The following is a 17470-nucleotide window of genomic DNA, read 5'->3' as shown; positions in this document are numbered from 1 at the left end:
GTCATTTCCGGCGCCGCCGCCTCGGAAGCCACCAGCCCCTGGGCCGGTCCGGTGCTGGGGCGGGGGTGGGGGCGGGGGTGAGCTGCAACGGATAGTCCTCCGTCAGCGGCGTCTGCAGCCGGGCCTGGACTGCGGCCAGCTCCTCTTCACGGAGGCGCTGGTCCTCGCGGGCGCGCAGGTCCGCCTGCCGTATCTCCTCCTCCAGCTCGGCGGCATACTGCGCGGCTCTCTCCCGTCTCCGCTGCTGCTCCTGCTGGCGGCGGCGTTCGGTGTCCTGGCTCTGCCGCTCCTGCAGCGCGTCCAGGCGTTCTTGGGCGGCTTCCTGATCGGCGAGAAGCCGGATGCGCTCCTGGCGGTGCCGTGCGCGTGCCGAGGTGAGGAGCTCGCCGGCAGACAGGTCGATACGGCACTCCTCCAGTGGATCAGCCGCGATGTAGCAGGCGCGGAAGTTGTGTTCCGGGGGCAGGGCGTAGAGGGCAGGGTTGCGGACGAGCCGGCTGGTCCGGCTTCGGGGCGGTGCGGCGGGGGCGAAGAGCGCGGTGGCGGTACCTATGGTGCGGGCCGTGGGGTCGAGCCACAGCGGGACCACCTCGTCCTGGAGCATCGCCTGGTGCAGGCCGCTGAGGCCGACGGCAGCCGTCCAGCCGGGATCGCGGTGGGCGAGCTCCTCCCGGCGGGCTGGGCCGGAGGCTGCCCGGCTGCGCCACTGGGGCCCGTGATGGGCGAAGACCCAGATGTCGACCACACCGGCCCGGGCGTAGAAGCCGTGCCGTGCGCGCCACTCTTCCCCGGTCAGTGTCGAGTACTGGACCTCCAGCGCCACTCGGGCGGAGCCGTCCGGAGAGACCGCCAGCACGTCGGGGCGCCGCCAGCCCTCGGGCATGGAGATAGGGGTGTCGTCGATATGCAGCCGCCAACCGTGCAGGCTCGGCTCTGCGGCGGCCCACCGGGCCAGCAGTTCCTTCGCGCTCAGGTGCCACAGGGTCTCCGGGCCGGTGCCGCTGGCGTGGTCAGCACCAGCCCGGTGGGCGAAGTGGTGCCGCCTCGACGGGCTCGCGACGACGCGGGCGAACGGCCCGCAGCCGGGCATCGGGCACAGCAGCATGCCGCCCCGGATGTAGGCGCGCCAGGTCACTCCCGGGCGGATCTCGCCGTCGGCTTGGCCGTCGGGCAGGTACACCAGCGCCTTGGTATCCCCGTCACGCGCCCACACCTGCCGCTTCTCCTGCTGAAATGCCCGAGGGAAGTCAGCGTGACCGCTCTGCCCCTGCGTACTCATGCGCCCATCCCGCCTGCCGTGCCCACCCGTTCCCCTCCATGGCCAGCCGTCGTTGCCCGCAGTCTCCGCAGAACAAGAGGCTGTGGGGCAGGTCGTGAACTGTCGTCCCGTACGACGGGAGGTCCGGCGGAGCCGACACCTGGGGACGTAGCGCTCCACGGAATCCACGCCGGGCGGCTGCCCGCGGGCACGTCCTGGCACGGTGACGGATGCCAAGCTGCTACCGTGCCGGTTCAGGCCGCTGCTGAGCGGCCCGACCGCTTGCGCCAACGCCCAACCCCGGCTACCTGGCGCTTCTTCGGGCGGCGAACCGTGCCACGGGCTCGGGCCTCACCTCACACCCACAGGACGTCTCCTTGAGCCTGCGGTGCCGGGACGCAGGCTGGCCAGGAGTTCGCCATGTCCACCAACACCAGCCGCCGCGCCCGCCTGCGAAGCGCGTACACCGGCGAGCCGCACCAGACCGCCTTCCACCAGGTGCGCAGCCACCGCGGCCTCGTTCCTCAAGCCGCCAGTGATGCCCAGCGCGCTCTTGAAGCCCGCACGCTGTCCGCCCTCGTCGCAGAGTTCGGCGCCCATCACCCCGGCGCCCTCGGCGGTCCCTTCGCGCTGTCGTGGGTGGGCCCCCGAGAGGACTCACTCCTCCTCTCAATCGCCGAGCCCCACCGCGAGCGAGTACTGCGCCGCCTGCTCAGCCACCTGCCCACCAACCCGGCCGGCGGGCAGTATCCCGAGCCTCAGGGCGGACGAAGCACCGTGCTCGAGCTGACAGTAGGCGGGGGCGCGCTCCTCTTCCCGGCGGACCATCGCGAGGCCCTTGCCGCCGCGAAGGCAGCTGTACCGGCACCGTCAGCGCCGGCGTATCCAGCCTGGATGAACCGGCCTGACGGCCAGGGGGCAGCCAGTACCGTCCTGCGCCGCATCCGCCTGTTCGCCGAATCCGGCCTGCTGGACTTCAGCGAACACCTGCCGGCGCCCGGCATCCTGGACGGGCCGCACCCCGAACAGCTGCACGCTGCCGCCCGCCCGCGGATCATCTCGGTCTGCAACGCCAGTGGCGGCCACGGCTGTACCTCCCTCGCGGCCGGTCTGGCCGAGGCGCTCTCGCAGCAGGGGCACCGTGTCCTCCTCCTACGGACCGCCGTCGCCAGGACGGGGCAACGGTCGTGGGATGGCGATCACCAGAGCCACGGTCCCGATGCCCCGTCCCCACTTGGGGTGATGATCGAGGACCCAGCCGCCCATCTCCACCAGCCCCCTGGTTCTTCCCACACCTTCGCGAGCGTGTCGGTAGACCGAGACGGCGAGGAACAAGCACGCCAGCTCGCGCTCCTGCTGCGCCACCCTGACCTCGACGCCCGGTTCAGCCATGTCGTCATCGACGCCTCCCCCACCGGACTTCCGGCGGCCGCAGCATCCGGCGCGGACCTCGTTCTCGTGCCCTGGCGAAACGCGCCCACGAAGGCGCCCGGCTCCACGGTCACCGAGCGCCAGCTGACCGAACGCGGCGAGATCTGGACGTGGCTGTCAGACACTTACCAGCGCTGGTCACCGGGATCTCTGTCCGGCAAGGACGAGGAGCCCTCCGACCTCGACGAGGACGACAACCCCTTTGGCGCTGGAGACACCTACTCCCCCAGCGACCAGCACCTCGACGATCTCGAAGCCCGGATCCAAAAGCAGTTCCTGGACGAGGTGGAACCGTTCGCCGCCGACCGCTGGGGTGCGAGGTGGGCAGACGCACTAGCCGGATGGGCCGCTCACCTGCAGCGGGTGGAGAGCAGCCCCAGGGGGTGGGACACGGAGGCCGGCGCGGACGTCACCCGCGAACTATCCGCTGAGGAGCAGACCGCCGCTGCCGAAGCGAGGGTCGCGCAATCCGCCGGATGGTGTCTGGACGGCCTTCCCCCACTCCGCGGCCGGCACCGGTATGTGCTGGTGCCCACGACGGACAGGGCCGCGCAGCCCAGCCCGGAAATCCGCGCCGCCTGCGACACCCTGGGCCACGCCGTTGCTTCCACCGCCCTGCCGCTGATGAGCAACTACCCGACCAGCGGATCACAGGAGCGGTACCAGAGGGCGGTCGCGGGGCTCGCCGAGGAAGCCGTGGCACTGCTCCCCCGCTGAGTACCCGCCCACTCCGTCGGCCCGACGCGCGGCAACCCGCTGCGTGTGGTGTGCGCAGTCCCCCGCCGGAAGTACGCGACCGTCGGGGGATTGGGCAGAGGACGGTATGAGTGATACGCCAACCGGCTGTGGCCTGCAACGAGTAGCATCCGGCACCAACGCACATCCCCTTGAGGAGCGAGGACTGCCGTGGCCAGTGAACCGGTCAACACCCCGATCCAGAGCAAGTATGCGGAGCAGCTGGCCGCCGACCTCGCATCGAACCAGGCCGAGCAGGCGACGCTGACCGCCCGCCTGTCCCAGCTCCATGCCGAGGAGAAGTGGCTCACCGCGGCGATGGAGTCCATGCCGCCCGTGGGTGATGCCCCGGCACCCACGGGCGCCGATCTGGTGGCCGCCGCTCCGGTGGCCGTCGGCGTAGCGGAGGCTGCCGTGCCGAAGCCCCGGGCGAACAAGAAAGCCGACGGCGCGGGTCCGGCGAAGAAGACCGCGGCCAAGAAGACCGCCGAGGCCCCGGCCAAGAAGACGGCGGCCGCCAAGAAGGCCCCGGCGAAGAAGACCGCGGCCGCCAAGAATGCCGCGGCCACGGTTCCTGCAGTTGAGGAGGCCGTGAAGCCGTCGGAGCCCACCCTCGGGCAGCTCCTGTCGGACGTGCTCTCCCTGCAGCCTGGCGAGCCGAAGAAGGTGACCGAGATCCGCACCGAGCTGGAGGCCGCGCATCCCGAGCGCGCAAAGTCAGACCCCGTCGTCCGCGCCGCTCTGGAGAAGCTCGCGACGAAGGGCGTGCTCGAGAAGAGCAACCAGCAGGGCACCGTGTTCTACACGTGGCCGAAGGCCTCCGCTCCCGCGGCAGAGGTACCGGCGCAGGAGAACGCCGAGGCGGTCCCGGCCGGCGCCTGAGCGCAGCAGCCGGATCCTGGCGGCCGGGTTTGGTGCTTCAGCGCATTCCAGGGCGCGGAGCGCTCTGCGGGACCTGGCCGTCGTGGATGTGCCCGGACGGCTGGGCCTTGCGTGAGAGGCCTCCGACGGGTTCGGCCTCGGAGGGTGTGTGCTGGGCTCGTTCGCGTGACTGGGCGGTGATCTGCGCGATGCGGGCGGCTCGTCCCTCCGGGCCCGTCGGGGCGAGCCCCTTGATCCGGTCGAGTGCGTTGAGCGCTTCCAGCGTGCGGGGCTGGCTCACCGAGAGGTCGTCGAAGTGCTGCTCGGCGGCGGCATGGCGGGCGGATGCTGCGGCGACCTGCTCAGCGGTGACCGGGGGCTGCCCGAACTCCGCTGTCCCGCTCGCCAGCCGGCTGCTGAGCTCTTCCAGGGCCCGGCCGGTGTCGCCGACGGCCTGGTAGGCCTGCTGGTAGGAGTCGGGACCGAGGCCTGCGCGGTCCATGAGGCGTGTGCGCAGCTCGTACATGGCGGTCTGGGGGAAGTGCCGCTGCAGGGCGTTGCGGGCATGCTGGCGCTGCTCGGCCAGCACCTGGTCGATGCGTTGTTCGGCTGTGGTGACGTGCGCCATGAAGGCGTCGTGGTCGGCTTCGGTCTCGGCGACGGTCGTGCGGGGTGTGAGCGGCAGGGTGGCCTGCGCGGCGTCCACGACGGCCTGGTGCTTGGCCTGCACGGCGGCCGTCTCTGCCTCGGCCAGGACGGAGCCGTGCATGAGCACGCTGTGCCGGGCGTTGAGGTCCTTGAGTCTCTGCTCGAAGTAGTCGCGCGAGTCGACGGCTGCGGCTTCGGCGGGGTCGCGCGGCCGGGCGTTGAGCCATCCCACCCCCTGTGCCGCCGCATCTGCGGAGGCGGTGACCAGGCGGGTGTGCGCGCGGACCAGGTCGTCCATGTACATCTCGGCATCGCGGCGCGCGGCCGGCGAGCGGGCCCGCCAGGCGGCGGCCGCCTCGAGGTCGGTCAGCAGCCTGGGGTGGCCGGGCAGCGCCGTGGGCGGGCCGTCCGGGGCGGTCGGCTCAGTGCGGGCAGCCGATTCGGCGATGGCGGCGGTCAGCGCGTCGTGGGCCTCGCGTACGGAGGGGTTGTCCGGGTGGGGGCCGGGGCCCAGCCGTGCGAGCCGGTGCAGATAGGTCGCCGCGGCCTTGCGCACGGGGTGCTCGGGGTCGGGGTGGGTAGCGCTGACGTCGGCTGTCTCGGGCAGGCGGGTGGCGAGCTGGTTCAGGATGTTGTCCTGCGCGGGGAGCACGAGGGCGTGCAGCTGTCCGGCGGGGAAGGTGAGCAGTTCCAGGCGTTGGTAGGCCTGGAGGAGTTCGGGCACGTCGGTGCCCTGGGGTGACTGGGCGGTGGCGAGGGCGTCGAGGGTCTGGCGGGCTGCGGCGCGTGCCTGGTCGGGGCCTTCGGGCTGCGGGTCGGCGTACTGGGCCGTGAGGCGTTCGAGGACGGGGTCCGGGGGGACGGTGCCCAGGGCCAGGGCCCAGACCTCGCCGCCGCGTTGCCAGCCGAAGAGGGTCGGGGTGTCCGGCCGGTAGGGGGCGGGGTTGTCGGGTTCGACGAAGCGGATGCGGCGGTCGATCCACGCGGTGGCGTCCGCGTCGAGTTGCTCGCGCAGCGCGGCCGCGGCGTGCCGTACGGGTTCCTCCGGGCTCTGGGCGGCGGAATCGAGGTGCTGGAGGGTGTGCGCCCACAGTTCGCGTGGCGGCAGCACCTGCCATGTGGCGCCGTTGTCGGTGCTGATCCGGGCGGCGACGGCGAGGTTCTCCTCCTGCTCGTTGTCGAGGTACCAGCGCGCGGCCATGACGGGGTCGTTGATGAGCAGGGAGGGGCCGGGCTCGGCCGGCCACCAGGGGTTGGTGTAGGTGCTGGTGAGCGCGTACAGGCGGCTGGTCTCGGGCACGGTGCTGTCCTTCGGTCCGGGTGTCCGCTGTGGCCTTTCAGCGGGTGACGGTCGTGGCGGCGCGGCGCCGGGCGGCGGTGAGGACGGTCAGGGCGGTGGCGGCCCCGGCCAGGGGCAGCGTGGCGGCGGCGAGCGGGTGGGCGGCGAGGGCGCCTGCCAGGGCGGTTCCGGAGGCCGTTCCCACGCCGAGGGACAAGATCATCCAGGCGTACGTCTCGGTGATGTTCCCGGCGGGTGCGAGACGGTCCGCAGTCATGAAGGAGCTGGTGATCACGACGGGGAGGAAGAGGCCCGGGAGGAGGGCGAGGGCGATGGCCGGGTGGGGGCCGGGAAGGGTGAGCAGGGGCAGCCAGGCGGCGGCGAAGGCGGCGGTGCCGGCCAGGAGGTGGGAGACGGTGGATCCCGGCCAGGGCCGTCGGCCGTAGAGGAGGCCTCCGATCAGTGAGCCCGCGGCGTAGGCGCCGGGGATGAGGCCGGTGAGCATGTCCATCTGGTGGCGCTCGGCCATTCCCACGGCCCAGACGGTTACCGCGCCGTTGGCGACGCCGACGCCGGCCAGGGCGAACAGAAGCTGGAGCAGCGCGCGGTTGTGCAGGGCGCTGCGGGTGCCGTGGTGCTTGGCGGGGGAACTCCAGGCCCGGGAAGGCGCGGAGGTCAAGACGATGAGGGAGCCGGTGACTCCGGTGGCGGCGGTGGCGGCCAGGGCGGTCCCCGGGCCGTACTGGCTGGCGAGGAAAGCGGCCAGGAGGGGGCCGGTCACGAACAGCAGGCCCTGGCTGCCGGTGTCGGCGGCCAGTGCGGCCCGGCGCTGGCCCGGGTCGGGCAGCACGCTCGACCACAGCGCGCGCAGGCCTGCCTCCAGCGGGGGCGTGCAGGAGCCCGCGAGGGCGACGAGGGCGGTGGCGAGCACCGGCTGGGACTGGGCGCTGACCGTTGCGAGGGTGAGCAGGCTCAGGGCGTTGATGAAGGCGGCCGGGCCCGAGACCCGGGTCTGTCCGTAGCAGTCCAGCAGGCGGCCCTTGACCGGCTGGGAGAGGGCGGAGGCCAGGATGTAGAGGGCGCTGAGGATGCCGCCGAAGGCGACGGAGCCGCCGGAGTGCGTGATGAGGAGGACGAGTGCGGCGGGGGCCATGCTGTTGGGCAGGCGGCCCAGGAGCGTTCCGGCGAGGAGCCGGGCGACGTGCGGGGTGGCCATCACGTCTTTGAGGGCGGTGGGCGGGGCCGGGGCCGGGCGGCGGCCGGTGAGAGTCATCTGGGACAACGGAGTGGCTCCGGTGGAGTGGTGAGCGGGGTCGCTGCGGGTCGGCGCAGTGGCGGGGAGGGGTGGCCTGCCCGTGCCCTGCGGGTGGCTTCGGGCTCCGACCGGGGTGCGGAGCCCGAAGCGCAAGGTCGGCGTCAGCCGCTGTGGGTGCGGGCGAGGCGGCGCCGGTTTCCGGCCCACACGGCCGTGCCTCCGGCCGCGAGGAGCACGCCGCCGGCCGCGATCAGCCAGGTGGTGCTGGAGGCGCCGGTGTGGGCGAGCTGTCCGGAAGGGGCCGGCGGCTGGGCGGCCGGGGGTTTGGCCGCGGGCGGCGGTGTGGTGGGGGGTGGGCTGATCGGGGTGGGGGACTTGGTGTCGGCGAGGGTGACGGTGACCTGGGCGCCGGGCTTGGCGGTGAACTGCTGGGCGGCGGCGTCCGCCTCGTACCCGGCGGGCGGCTTGGCTTCGGTGGCCCAGTAGGTGGTGCCGTTCTTGAGGGTCACGTCGAGCTTGAGCTTGGCCGTGCCGTCCTTGCCGGTGGTGAGCTGCGTGAGCTCCTTGCCCTTGGTGTGCTTGCCGGACGCGTCGACGGTGTCGGCGTTGATGGCGATGACCGCTCCGGCCAGCGGCTTGCCGGTGGCCTTGTCGATCTTCTTGACCAGCAGCTCGCCCTGCTTGAACGGGTCGACGATCGTGATCGGGTTGGCGGCCGCGGTCTTGCCCTCGGTGATGGTGATGTCCTGGTCGGGCACCGTGGCGTGCAGGGGGCTGCCGCTGTCGGTCTCGCGCAGCCGGTAGGTGCCCGGGGCGAGGTTGTCGAAGACCAGCACGCCGTCGGCGCCGGTCTTGCCCTCGGCGACTGTCTTGCCGGTGGCCGGGTCGAGGAGCTGGAAGGAGGTTCCGGCCAGGGCCTCGCCGCCCGGGTCCTTCTTGCGGATGGTGACACCGCCCGGCGCGGCGGTGACCTTGATGGCCGTCTGGTCCTTGGCCGTGGTGGTGTCGCCCGCCAGGAGCATCCGCTGGGCGGTGTCGTCGCGGGGGGCCAGGACCTTGAGCTGGGAGCCGGGCAGCCCGTCGGCCTCGGCGCCCACGGTGGTGGTCCCCTTGGCGTCGGCGGTGAACTCCCAGGTGGCCGTCCCGTCCTGGCCGGTGGTGACCTGCCCCTTCTCGCCGTCCGTGCCGGACTCGGTGAGGCGGACCTTCACCCCGGGCACCTTGGTCCCCGAGAGCGTGGCGGTGACGGTGGCCGTGACCGCGACCTTCTTGCCCGCCGGGGTCTCGGTGACCTTCGGCGTGAGGGTCAGGCGGTAGGGGCCCGCGTACTTCTTGGCTTCTTCCAGGTAGTCGGCGGCCAGGGTCCGGGCCGTGGACGACACGTTCGGGTAGCCGAGGCGCTGCTTGCCGCGGGCGCCGTCGATGCCATAGGCGCCGCCGGCCAGCCACTCGTAGACGACCGCGTCGACTGCGGCCGCCTGGGCGGCGTTCTGGGTCTGGCCGTACTTGCCGACGATGTAGGAGGCGTAGGCGAGGTGGGCGTCGGGGACCTGTTTGCCTGTGACGGAGGAGGTCCAGTGCTCGACGGTGGCCGGGCCGCTGTACCCGCCCGCGGCGTCGGGCCCCTTGCGCTCGGGGTCGGCGCAGTAGGTCTCCCACTGGCCGTAGACCGTCATGCCCGGGGGGCCGTAGGCACCGATGTGGGAAGTGGCGGCGTTGCCGTCGCTGTCGGGGATCGCGTAGCCGGGGCCGTACTTGTCCGACTGGGCGGGGGCGGCCGCCGCCGACCAGGACAGGGTGCCGGCTGCTGCGGCGGCGATGGTGATGGCGGTCAGGCGCGTTGTCGCGCGGGCGAGAGGTGCGTGCATGGGGAGAGGGGGCTCCTTGTGCTGGTGGCGGGATGCGCAGGGTCCGGACGCGAGAGCGCCCGCCCGGACTGGCTGGACGGAGGGCCCGGGCGGGCGCTGAGGGTGGGACGCGCCGTGGTCGCTACGGGCGTCTGCGGCCGGCTAGCAGGGGCGCGCGGAGAGCGTCTCGCCGAGGCCGGCGGTCACGGTCAGACACGGGCGGTACTTGAGCGGGCACTGGTTCATCGTGGGGCTCCTTGAGAAGGGGCGACGTGTGGTCGGACAGCAGTGATCTCAGCAGGGACGCCCCTGCTCCGCCAGGGACATTTAGGGGCATAGTCCGCTTATCCCTAGGGGTGGGAAAGGAGTTGGCCCCGCGGTCTCGGTGGCGGGAGAAACCCGGCGGCCGCCACTGGCGGCGGTCCGTCGTACGGACCGTGCGTGTTGGTCGGCAGATGGACACGAGGCCCGCTCCGGACGGGGAGCGGGCCTCGCGTGCGCGGCTGCCTGCGAACGGTCGGCCGCTGGCGGGAAGTCACAGTCAGCAGGCGGGGTCCTCGGGGATGCACGTGTGGATGTCCTCCTCGGGGTGGTGCATCAGGTCGCTGCGGACCCATCCCGTCACGCCCGTCCGGTCGATGCGGAGCTTGTACCAGGACTGGCCGCCCACGTACGCGGAGTCCCAGGTGGTACAGCCCCAGCCGCGGTAGGCGACGCCGTTGATGCGGGCGCCGGTCGACGGGCTGGAGCGGACGTTGGCGGCGGAGGCGGTGATGTAGCAGCCGCCGGCCGCGCTCGCGGAGGTCGCGGTGACCAGGCCGCCGGCGGTCAGCGCGAGGGCGACGGAGGCGGTCGCGGCCATGCGGGTGCGCATCTTCATGGTGATGGTCTCCTGGGTGAGAGGGGTGTTGGGAGGCTGTTCATGGGGAGCCTGTGGGCCCGGAGTGCGGGCGAACGGCGCGAGGGCGGTGCGGTGTCAGGGCCCGGCACGGTCATCTGAGGGGTGGTCCCGGCGTGCGGGACCGGGCCGCGTCGGGGCCACTCAGGCCGTGGCCGCGGCCGCCGAGGGGCGCAGGGACATGCGGGTGCTGAGCAGCAGCGTGCACAGGGCGGCGGCGAGCAGGGGTACGGCGAAGTGGCCGCCGAGGGGCCCTGCGAGGGCGGTGCCGGCTGCCAGGCCCAGGCGCATGGCGCTGGAGAGCCAGCCGACGGCCTCGGTGGAGGTGCCGGGAGGGGCCAGGGAGGTCAGGGTGAGGCTGGCCACCGTGAGCAGCGGCACGAACAGGGCGCCCGGGAGCATGGCCGCGGCCAGGAGCAGCGGGGCGGGCAGCGGGGCGAGCAGCGGGAGCCAGCAGGCCGCGTACAGGGCGGCGATGAGGGCCAGGTGGCGGGGGCGGGGGGCGGTTGAGGGCTGGAAGCGGGCGAAGAGGATGCCGCCGAGGATTCCGGCGGCGGAGAACGTCGCGGGCAGGGCGCCGGCCAGCCAGGCCGCGTTCTGCTGCTCGGCGGAGGCGATCCCGGCGACGTCGAGGGCGCCCACGGTGGCTCCGAGGAAGACCAGGGCGGCCAGCAGCGGGCGCATGGCGGGCGGGCGTAGCGCGCCGAGCCGGTCGGGGTTGCGGGATTCGGCGCGCCAGGTGCGGGCGGGGTGGGCGGTGGCGAAGGCGAGGGATCCGGCGAGGGTCGCGGCGGCGGCCAGGGCGAGGGCGGCGGCCGGGGAGACCGCGCCGGCCAGGGCGATGGCGAGGGCGGGGCCGGTGACGTAGACGATTTCCTGGGTGGAGGAGTCCAGGGTGTAGGCAGTGCGTACGTGGGCGTCGTCGGGGAGCACGGTGGGCCACAGGGAGCGCAGTCCACCCTCCAGGGGCGGGCATCCGGCGCCCGCCAGCAGGACGCACACGGCGGTCAGCGGGAGGTTGGCGGTGCCCGCGAGGGCGAGCACGCTCAGTGCCGCGGCGACCAGGCCCGCGCCGAGGTAGATGGGAAAGGGCAGGCCGCGGTGGTCGGCGATGCGGCCCAGCAGCGGCAGTCCCAGTGCGGGGGCAATGCCGTACAGCGCGGCCAGGACGCTCGCGGTGGCCAGGGAGTGGCCGTCGGCCTGCGCCGCGAGGATCAGTGCGACGGGTGCCATGCCCAGCGAGAGGCGGCCGGTGACGGAGGCGATGAGCAGGCGGCTGCAATATCGGTGGCGCAGTACGGCCCGGAAGGACGGCGGAGTGCCGGCTGGCGCAGGCGCGGGCGCGCGGGCAGGGGCAGGGGCAGGTGCGGGCGTGGGCGCGGGGTGGGTGAGGCGGCGGAAGTCGGACGCCTTCGGGAAGGGCCCCCGGGCCGGAGTCGTGTGCGCAACGGCGCGGGCCGGAGCGGGCATCGGGTGGGCCGGGCGGCGGAAGTCCGTCGCCTTCGGAAAGGGCCCGCGCGCCGAGGCGGTGCGGGGGACGTCGCGGACCTGCGCGTGGGCCATCAGCTGCCTGCCTCGGTGCGGGGGTGGGCCTGTCGGTTGAGGCCGCCCGCACGCCGAGGCGCTCATGGCTGGCGCGCGGCGTGCGGGCGGCGGCAGCGGGGTCGGGGGGCTCATCCGCTGTGTCGGCAAGCCCAACAGGGCCGTGGCCGGGCTTCAACGCCGCTTCCCCGCCTGCGGGCGGCCGTGGTGGCTGCGTCCCAGCTTCTGGTGCTGCCACCGGCGCCGTCGGTCCGCCACGTGACACCGGGCCCGGGCCCGGCCGCCCCGGGGGCGGTTCGCTTCCCAGGGCCCGCAGAAGGCGTCGCGGCTGAGGGGGCCGGGGTGCGGGCGGCTATCGGATGTGGCGGTGGCCAGGCTGCTGGCTGCCGAGGGACTCGGACTGGGCGTGTGGCAGCTGTGCGGTGGTGTCCGGGGTGTGGGAGGCGCGCCGCTGTGACTCTGCCGCGATCTGCCGGGCCCGGTCCATGAAGTGGCTGAAGGCGGCTACCGGTGGCGAGAGCGGCGTCTGTGCAGTTGCCGGGCTGGCGGTGGCCGGGGGTTGGTGGAGTAGTGCGCTGAGGGTCTCGCCGCTGACTCTGCCGTTCCTCTCCAGGAGCGCGCCGGCGGCGAGGATGGCCGCCCAGTGGCGGTCACGCAGCGCCAGGGCGGTGGTCTGCGCCTGCCGGAGCTGTTCTGGAGCTGCCCCTGTTGCCGCGGCCGCCGCGTAGTCGTGGCTCGCCAGGGCCTCCACCGCGGAGTCTCTCAACGGACTCCACAGCTGCTGCTCGTGGAGCCACCGCTGCTGGGCGGCGGCCCCTCCGTACAGCAGGGTGAGGTGGGCATCGAGCGAGTCCCACCTGAGCTCCGTGTACGCGGAGGCCTCGTCCCCGGATGTGGTCTTGGTCGGGGCGATCACGCACTCGGAGACGGAGGCCTTGCCCGTGGCCAGGGCGACGATGGCGTGCCCGGCTTCGTGGAGAGCGGTGAAGCGGCGCCAGAGGGAATCGTCGAACTGCAGGGCCTGCTCTACCGTCATGCGCCCCCGTGCTTGGGGGGCCGCTTGGGCCGGATCCTTGTCCGCTGCCATCGTCGGGTAGGGGCGGCGGCGGGTGGCTCAGCCGGCCAGGTTGACCAGTCCGTCGTTGCGGACCCATCCCTTGGTCCCCTTGGGGATCCCGGACGTGGAGCGCTGCGAGAGCTGGCTGTAGTTCCAGTCGCCCCGGCTGCACAGGACGGTGAGCTTGTCTCCTCGGTAGAGGTAGCCCTTGCTGGCGTAGCCGGTGCCCGGGCCGCTGCGGTAGTTCCAGGCGTTCTTGCTCACCGAGGCGCCGAAGTTGGGCCAGTTGACGGTGCACTGGCTGTTCTCTCCGACGGCGTGGGCGGCCGGGGCGGTGGTCACGGTCAGGGTGGCGGCCGCGGCCATGGCCAGGGCGGCGGGGACAACGGAGCGGATCGCGGTACGGCGGAGCATCGGCGGGGCCTTTCAACGGGGACGTCGCGGACGGGCGGGGCGCAGCCGATGCTGGGCGCGGTGCCCGGCCCGATCGCGGGTGTCCAGTGGCTTGTCCCGTCTGCCGGGTCGGCGACTTCGCCGGGTGTCCCGTCGTGCGGGCTCGGGCGGATGCCGGGGCCTGTGGCCGCCGCCGGACGCGGCCCGGCGCCCTCGGGACGGAGGTCCGCGGGGCGGGAGCCGGAAGGGGTTGGCGCACCGTGTTCTCCCGCCCTGCGGTGCCCACGGCCGCCATCACGCCCACGACGGCGCGGGCCGGGCGTAGATGGGATGCCCCCTTGCCGTCGACCTGCGTGGAGCCGCTGACGTGAGCGCACACCCTGCCCCGATCCCGCTGGATGCGGGTCTGGCCATCGAGGATCTGCCGTCGGACACAGCCGCGGACGTCGGCCGGCTCCACGCTCTGGCCTCTGTCATGCGCGACGAGCGAGAACAGGTGCTCGGCTTTCCCGGGAACCTCGACTTCTCGCTGGAGGAGCTCGCGCCGCTGCTCGGCATGCTGTTCAACAACGTCGGAGACCCGGACTGCCGCGATGCCTCCGACATCGGCGCCAAGCTGTACGAGCTCGCCGTGCTGGAGTACGTCACCCGTCTCGCGGGCGCGCTGCCGTCCGACGTCTACGGGTACGTCGCGTCCTCCTCCAGCGAGGCTCTCCTGCACGGGCTCGCCGCAGCCCGCCGCCGCATGCCCGACGCCCCGGTGTACGCCTCCGACCAGGCGCACTACAGCATCGGCCGTGCGTGCGAGCTGCTGCGCATGGAGCTGGTGACCGTGGCGTCGCTGCCCGACGGATCGATGGACGCCGCCGATCTGCGCCTGCAGGTCCTGCTGCGGCGCGGCACGGCCGGCGGCGCGATCGTGGCGGCGACCTGCGGGACGACGATGCGCGGCGCGGTCGACGACATCGCCGCGCTGCGTGGTGCGGCCGCCGCGGCCGGCCCGGTCCATGTGCATGTCGACGCGGCCGCAGGCGGGTTGGTCGCCGCGCACACCAGCCCGCAGCCCAGCTGGTCATTCGCGCACGGCGCCGACAGCCTGAACATCTCCGGCCACAAGATCCTCGGCCTGCCGGTGCCCGCCGGGATCTCCCTGACCCGGCGCGAGCTGATGCCGCAGGTCATGGGCGGCGAGTACGTCGGGACGGCCGACCGCACCCTGGCCTGCTCGCGCTCAGGCCTGGCGTCGCTGCTGATGTGGGCACGGCTGCGATCGCTGGGGCGCAGCGGCATGGCCGCGCTGGTGATGCGCTGTCAGGACGTCGCCGCCTACGCGGTGGACCGGCTGGAGGAGGCCGGGGTCCGTCCGGAGCGGGTGCACGGTTCGCTGACGGTCACCTTCGACCGGCCGCCCGCGTGGGTCGTTCAGAAGTGGCATCTGGCGTGTGCCGGGCCGATCGCGCACCTCGTCGCGGTCGGTCACGTCACCCGCGCGGCCGTCGATGAGCTCGCCGCCGATCTGGCCGGGGCCCGCTGGGAGGCCGCCGCGTGACGCCTGCCGTGCCGCTTCCCGCTTCCTTGCTCGCCCTGTCGGTCAAGGTCGGGGACATGATGGACCACACCCCGGAGTCCGCCTACGCGCACCTGCGCGACACCCGGCCGAGCTGGTTCCTCACCCCGCCCGGCGAGGGAGGCATCAGCATCGTGCACTGGCCGATGACCGAGGGGCAGGTCGTCTACCGCGACCAGTGGTGGATCCTGCTGCAGGACCCGGTCGTCTTCCCCGACGGAACGCCGGGCCGCTACCTGCGCATGCTTGCGCCCCATACCGACCCCGCAGTGGCCGTGCTGCCGGTGCTGGACGAGGGGAAGGTGGTGCTCATCGAGCACTTCCGGCATGCCACCCGGTCCTGGCACTGGGAGATCCCCCGCGGCGGCGGCAGTCCCGGCCTCGACGGCGAGGAGAACGCCGCCAAGGAGCTCCAGGAAGAAGTCGGCGCCTCGCCACGTGAGCTGATCAGCCTGGGAACCCTCCATCCCGACACCGGGATTCTCGCCAGCGAGGTCGAGCTGTACGCCGCGCGGATCGACGCGGTCGGCGACCTGGAGAGCGGTGAAGGGGTCCGTCGCGCGCGGACCGTCTCCTTCGCGGAGGCCGAACAGATGGCAGAAAGCGGCCGGATCACGGACGCCTTCACCATCGCCGCGCTTTTCAGGGCCCGCCGCGCGGGACTTGCCGCTTGACCGGCTGAGCAGGTACCAGGCGGCGGGGCCCGGTCCGGTGCCGGGCCGCGAGATCGAAGCAGGCGGCGCACGGGGTGAGCACGGCGAACACGGCCAGTCCCGCCTTCCCTGCCATGGCCAGCAGCGCGGCCGCCACGGTGGCCACGGTCAGCAGCCCGAGAAGAACGGCCGCCGTACCGCCGTTGCCTGTGTCGGGCCGTACGGCCACCAGGCCCCGGCCTGCCGCCACCACGGCTGCCGAGGCCGACAGCGCGGCCGCGGACCCCGCCAGTGCCATGACGGCCAGGGCAAGGCGGGGCAGACCGCGCCGGACCAACGGCGCCACCAGCAGGGTGAGGACGCGGGTCACGGCTGCATACCGAGCGGGCCGGACTGCTGCAGATTCAGGCCGTGGTCGTGGAGGACAGACGGCAGCAGCACCTGCCCTGTGGCCGGTGCCGCAGTGGCGGCCATGATCTGCTCCACCCGCCGCCGGATCGCGTCCTCGTCCAGCCCGGCCTTGAGACTCTCCCCCACGGGCAGATGAGGGACGACGGTGTCCCGCACTGCTGTCAGGAGGGCAAGCTCGCCGGGGGTCGCCTTCCGCCGGTGCGCCGGGATGGGCTCCTGCTGCAGATAGCTGATCTGCCCGTCCAGAGCCGTCAGCGCCCGCTCGTGGGTTCCGAAAGCATCGGCCAGACGCCGCGCGGGCACCTGGAGCGCGATCTCACGCAGGTCTCCTGGCACCTCGTGGGGAACGGATAGGGGGGCGGCCAGGCGGCCCAATGCATCGTGGACCATGTCGATCCGGCCCTGCCACGCGGTCAGGTAGACGGACTCGGCATGCAGCCGCTCCGGGTCGGCGAAGTACGCCGTGTCGTCCTCGGCCGTCGCCGCGGCGCGGCGCGTCGAGACCGCTTCCAGGGCGTGACGGGCGGTGAGCGAGACCTGCCGCCATGCCTGTGCCGGTGCGCTGGCCTCCAGCGAACGGGCGGGCGCGGGAAACACGTTGCGCAGCAGATCCGCTTCCTCGGTGCGTCCGGAGTAGAAGGCGGCGGTGTAGGAGCGGACGGTCTGACGGGCCTGCGCCAGCTGGGCGGTGCGGGCCGCGTCGAGAGCCGGGCCGGGAGCGTGGAGGGGGCCGCCGGCTATCCGGAGGTCGCGAAGGTGATCGCTGATGTCGGGCTCGAGGACGGCGCGCAGCTGCTGCGCGGGGGCGTCGCGCAGCGCGATCTGGTCGAGCAGCCAGTCCGCTCCCGCCCTCAAAGCGGGGACGGCCGCAGCCAGGGGCTGGATGGTCCTCCAGTCCGCGACCAGGTCGGCGCGGGTGCGGTGCGGTGCGTGCATCCGGTCGATCAGGTCCGCGAGCTTCAGGCTGGTGCGCACGATGAGCTCGTCCGTGGCCGGGCCGTCGTCGCCCGCGAGCTCGCGGGCGGCGGAGAGCACAGCGGTCAGGGGGACATCGGCCAGCGCGCGCATGTGGCAGGTCCAGGCGGCGGCCGCGGCCGCCCATCCCGCCTCCATGCTCTGCGGCCCCGGGGCGAAGCGGCGCGAGAACCAGCGGCTGATCGCCTGAAGGAGCTCGGCGTCGCCGGACGCGGAATCCCGCAGCAGGCGGGCCGCCAACTCGCCGGGCGTGTGCTCGGCCGGGGCCTGCCCGGTGGTGACCAGGGCCAGTTGCCCCTCTCCGTCGTCCAGCTCCAGCCACCTCAGCAGAGCCTCGCGCCGCCCCTGGCAGACCTGCAGAACGGATACGCCCTCCCCCGTCGACCGCGTACGGAGCAGGCCGGTCTCCCCCACCACGGGTGCCGGTGCTTCCTCCCAGGTGACCAGGTCGAGACCGGTGTCGGTCTCGACCAGAGCGACGGCATCGGGTCCGGCGGCGGCCAGGAGAGAGGACAGGTCCTCGGGCAGGGGGGAGGTGGGCTCGCTCATCGAGGGACTTTCTGCTCGGCGGTGGGGGCGCCGCGCGGGTCCGGGAACGGGCGGCTGGCCGCAGCATGCCCGCGATCATCAACGCCCTGCGCACTCCAGCCGGGTTCTCCC

Annotated in this window: 14 protein-coding genes; 4 read left to right on the top strand and 10 right to left on the bottom strand. The window is 73.2% G+C overall.

What is annotated here, in order from left to right:
• Window position 1: 1 nt before the first annotated feature.
• Window positions 2-1279 (bottom strand): competence protein CoiA family protein, encoded by a 1278-nt coding sequence (locus OG730_RS42670; RefSeq protein WP_327309738.1) that lies wholly within the window; start codon window positions 1277-1279, stop codon window positions 2-4.
• 399 nt (window positions 1280-1678) lie between these two features.
• On the opposite strand from OG730_RS42670, the gene OG730_RS42665 reads away from it, so the two are divergent.
• Both OG730_RS42665 and OG730_RS42660 read left to right on the top strand, forming a co-directional pair.
• A complete protein-coding gene (locus tag OG730_RS42665; RefSeq protein ID WP_327309737.1) occupies window positions 1679-3406 on the top strand; it encodes a hypothetical protein in 1728 nt (575 codons plus the stop codon).
• 189 nt (window positions 3407-3595) lie between these two features.
• Complete coding sequence (locus OG730_RS42660) at window positions 3596-4306, top strand: hypothetical protein (RefSeq protein WP_327309736.1); 711 nt, start codon at window positions 3596-3598, stop codon at window positions 4304-4306.
• Between the two features lie 37 nt (window positions 4307-4343).
• Here the strand turns inward: OG730_RS42660 and OG730_RS42655 are convergent, their stop codons facing one another.
• The 7 genes from OG730_RS42655 to OG730_RS42625 all read right to left on the bottom strand — a co-directional run bounded on the left by OG730_RS42655 (window position 4344) and on the right by OG730_RS42625 (window position 13225).
• Window positions 4344-6233, bottom strand: coding sequence for a hypothetical protein (locus OG730_RS42655; RefSeq protein ID WP_327309735.1), 1890 nt, complete (start codon window positions 6231-6233; stop codon window positions 4344-4346).
• Between the two features lie 37 nt (window positions 6234-6270).
• A complete protein-coding gene (locus OG730_RS42650) occupies window positions 6271-7485 on the bottom strand; it encodes an MFS transporter (RefSeq protein ID WP_327309734.1) in 1215 nt (404 codons plus the stop codon).
• 143 nt (window positions 7486-7628) lie between these two features.
• Entirely contained in the window at window positions 7629-9335 is a 1707-nt protein-coding gene (locus tag OG730_RS42645; protein ID WP_327309733.1) for an MSCRAMM family protein, read from the bottom strand.
• A 520-nt stretch (window positions 9336-9855) separates the two neighbouring features.
• Window positions 9856-10194: an SH3 domain-containing protein gene (locus tag OG730_RS42640; protein WP_327309732.1), complete on the bottom strand. Its 339-nt coding sequence runs from the start codon at window positions 10192-10194 to the stop codon at window positions 9856-9858.
• Between the two features lie 162 nt (window positions 10195-10356).
• Complete coding sequence (locus OG730_RS42635) at window positions 10357-11775, bottom strand: MFS transporter (protein WP_327309731.1); 1419 nt, start codon at window positions 11773-11775, stop codon at window positions 10357-10359.
• Window positions 11776-12106: 331 nt separating this feature from the next.
• Window positions 12107-12790 (bottom strand): hypothetical protein, encoded by a 684-nt coding sequence (locus OG730_RS42630; RefSeq protein ID WP_327309730.1) that lies wholly within the window; start codon window positions 12788-12790, stop codon window positions 12107-12109.
• Window positions 12791-12868: 78 nt separating this feature from the next.
• Entirely contained in the window at window positions 12869-13225 is a 357-nt protein-coding gene (locus OG730_RS42625) for an SH3 domain-containing protein (protein WP_327309729.1), read from the bottom strand.
• Window positions 13226-13571: 346 nt separating this feature from the next.
• On the opposite strand from OG730_RS42625, the gene OG730_RS42620 reads away from it, so the two are divergent.
• Entirely contained in the window at window positions 13572-14753 is a 1182-nt protein-coding gene (locus OG730_RS42620) for a pyridoxal-dependent decarboxylase (protein ID WP_327309728.1), read from the top strand.
• Window positions 14750-15445 carry an NUDIX hydrolase gene (locus tag OG730_RS42615; protein ID WP_327309727.1) on the top strand — a complete coding sequence of 232 codons (696 nt, stop codon included), beginning with the start codon at window positions 14750-14752 and terminating at the stop codon, window positions 15443-15445. The genes OG730_RS42620 and OG730_RS42615 overlap by 4 nt, the downstream gene beginning before the upstream one ends.
• Here OG730_RS42615 and OG730_RS42610 read toward each other — a convergent pair.
• Together OG730_RS42610 and OG730_RS42605 are read right to left on the bottom strand one after the other, a co-directional pair.
• Complete coding sequence (locus OG730_RS42610) at window positions 15414-15794, bottom strand: hypothetical protein (protein ID WP_327309726.1); 381 nt, start codon at window positions 15792-15794, stop codon at window positions 15414-15416. The genes OG730_RS42615 and OG730_RS42610 overlap by 32 nt on opposite strands.
• Window positions 15791-17359: a hypothetical protein gene (locus OG730_RS42605; protein ID WP_327309725.1), complete on the bottom strand. Its 1569-nt coding sequence runs from the start codon at window positions 17357-17359 to the stop codon at window positions 15791-15793. Before OG730_RS42605 ends, OG730_RS42610 begins: the two co-directional genes overlap by 4 nt.
• Window positions 17360-17470: the final 111 nt, after the last annotated feature.

This window comes from Streptomyces sp. NBC_01298 (assembly GCF_035978755.1).
Taxonomy (GTDB): domain Bacteria; phylum Actinomycetota; class Actinomycetes; order Streptomycetales; family Streptomycetaceae; genus Streptomyces.
The sequence above is the reverse complement of the archived record's forward strand: the minus strand, read 5'-3'. Positions and strand labels throughout refer to the sequence as shown.

Excerpts from the sequence above, each read along its gene's own strand:
- OG730_RS42605 (WP_327309725.1), bottom strand. The coding sequence starts at position 17,359 with ATGAGCGAGCCCACCTCCCCCCTGCCCGAGGACCTGTCCTCTCTCCTG.
- OG730_RS42625 (WP_327309729.1), bottom strand. The coding sequence starts at position 13,225 with ATGCTCCGCCGTACCGCGATCCGCTCCGTTGTCCCCGCCGCCCTGGCC.
- OG730_RS42650 (WP_327309734.1), bottom strand. The coding sequence starts at position 7,485 with ATGACTCTCACCGGCCGCCGCCCGGCCCCGGCCCCGCCCACCGCCCTC.
- OG730_RS42630 (WP_327309730.1), bottom strand. The coding sequence starts at position 12,790 with ATGACGGTAGAGCAGGCCCTGCAGTTCGACGATTCCCTCTGGCGCCGC.
- OG730_RS42665 (WP_327309737.1), top strand. The coding sequence starts at position 1,679 with ATGTCCACCAACACCAGCCGCCGCGCCCGCCTGCGAAGCGCGTACACC.
- OG730_RS42640 (WP_327309732.1), bottom strand. The coding sequence starts at position 10,194 with ATGAAGATGCGCACCCGCATGGCCGCGACCGCCTCCGTCGCCCTCGCG.
- OG730_RS42670 (WP_327309738.1), bottom strand. The coding sequence starts at position 1,279 with ATGAGTACGCAGGGGCAGAGCGGTCACGCTGACTTCCCTCGGGCATTT.
- OG730_RS42645 (WP_327309733.1), bottom strand. The coding sequence starts at position 9,335 with ATGCACGCACCTCTCGCCCGCGCGACAACGCGCCTGACCGCCATCACC.
- OG730_RS42635 (WP_327309731.1), bottom strand. The coding sequence starts at position 11,775 with ATGGCCCACGCGCAGGTCCGCGACGTCCCCCGCACCGCCTCGGCGCGC.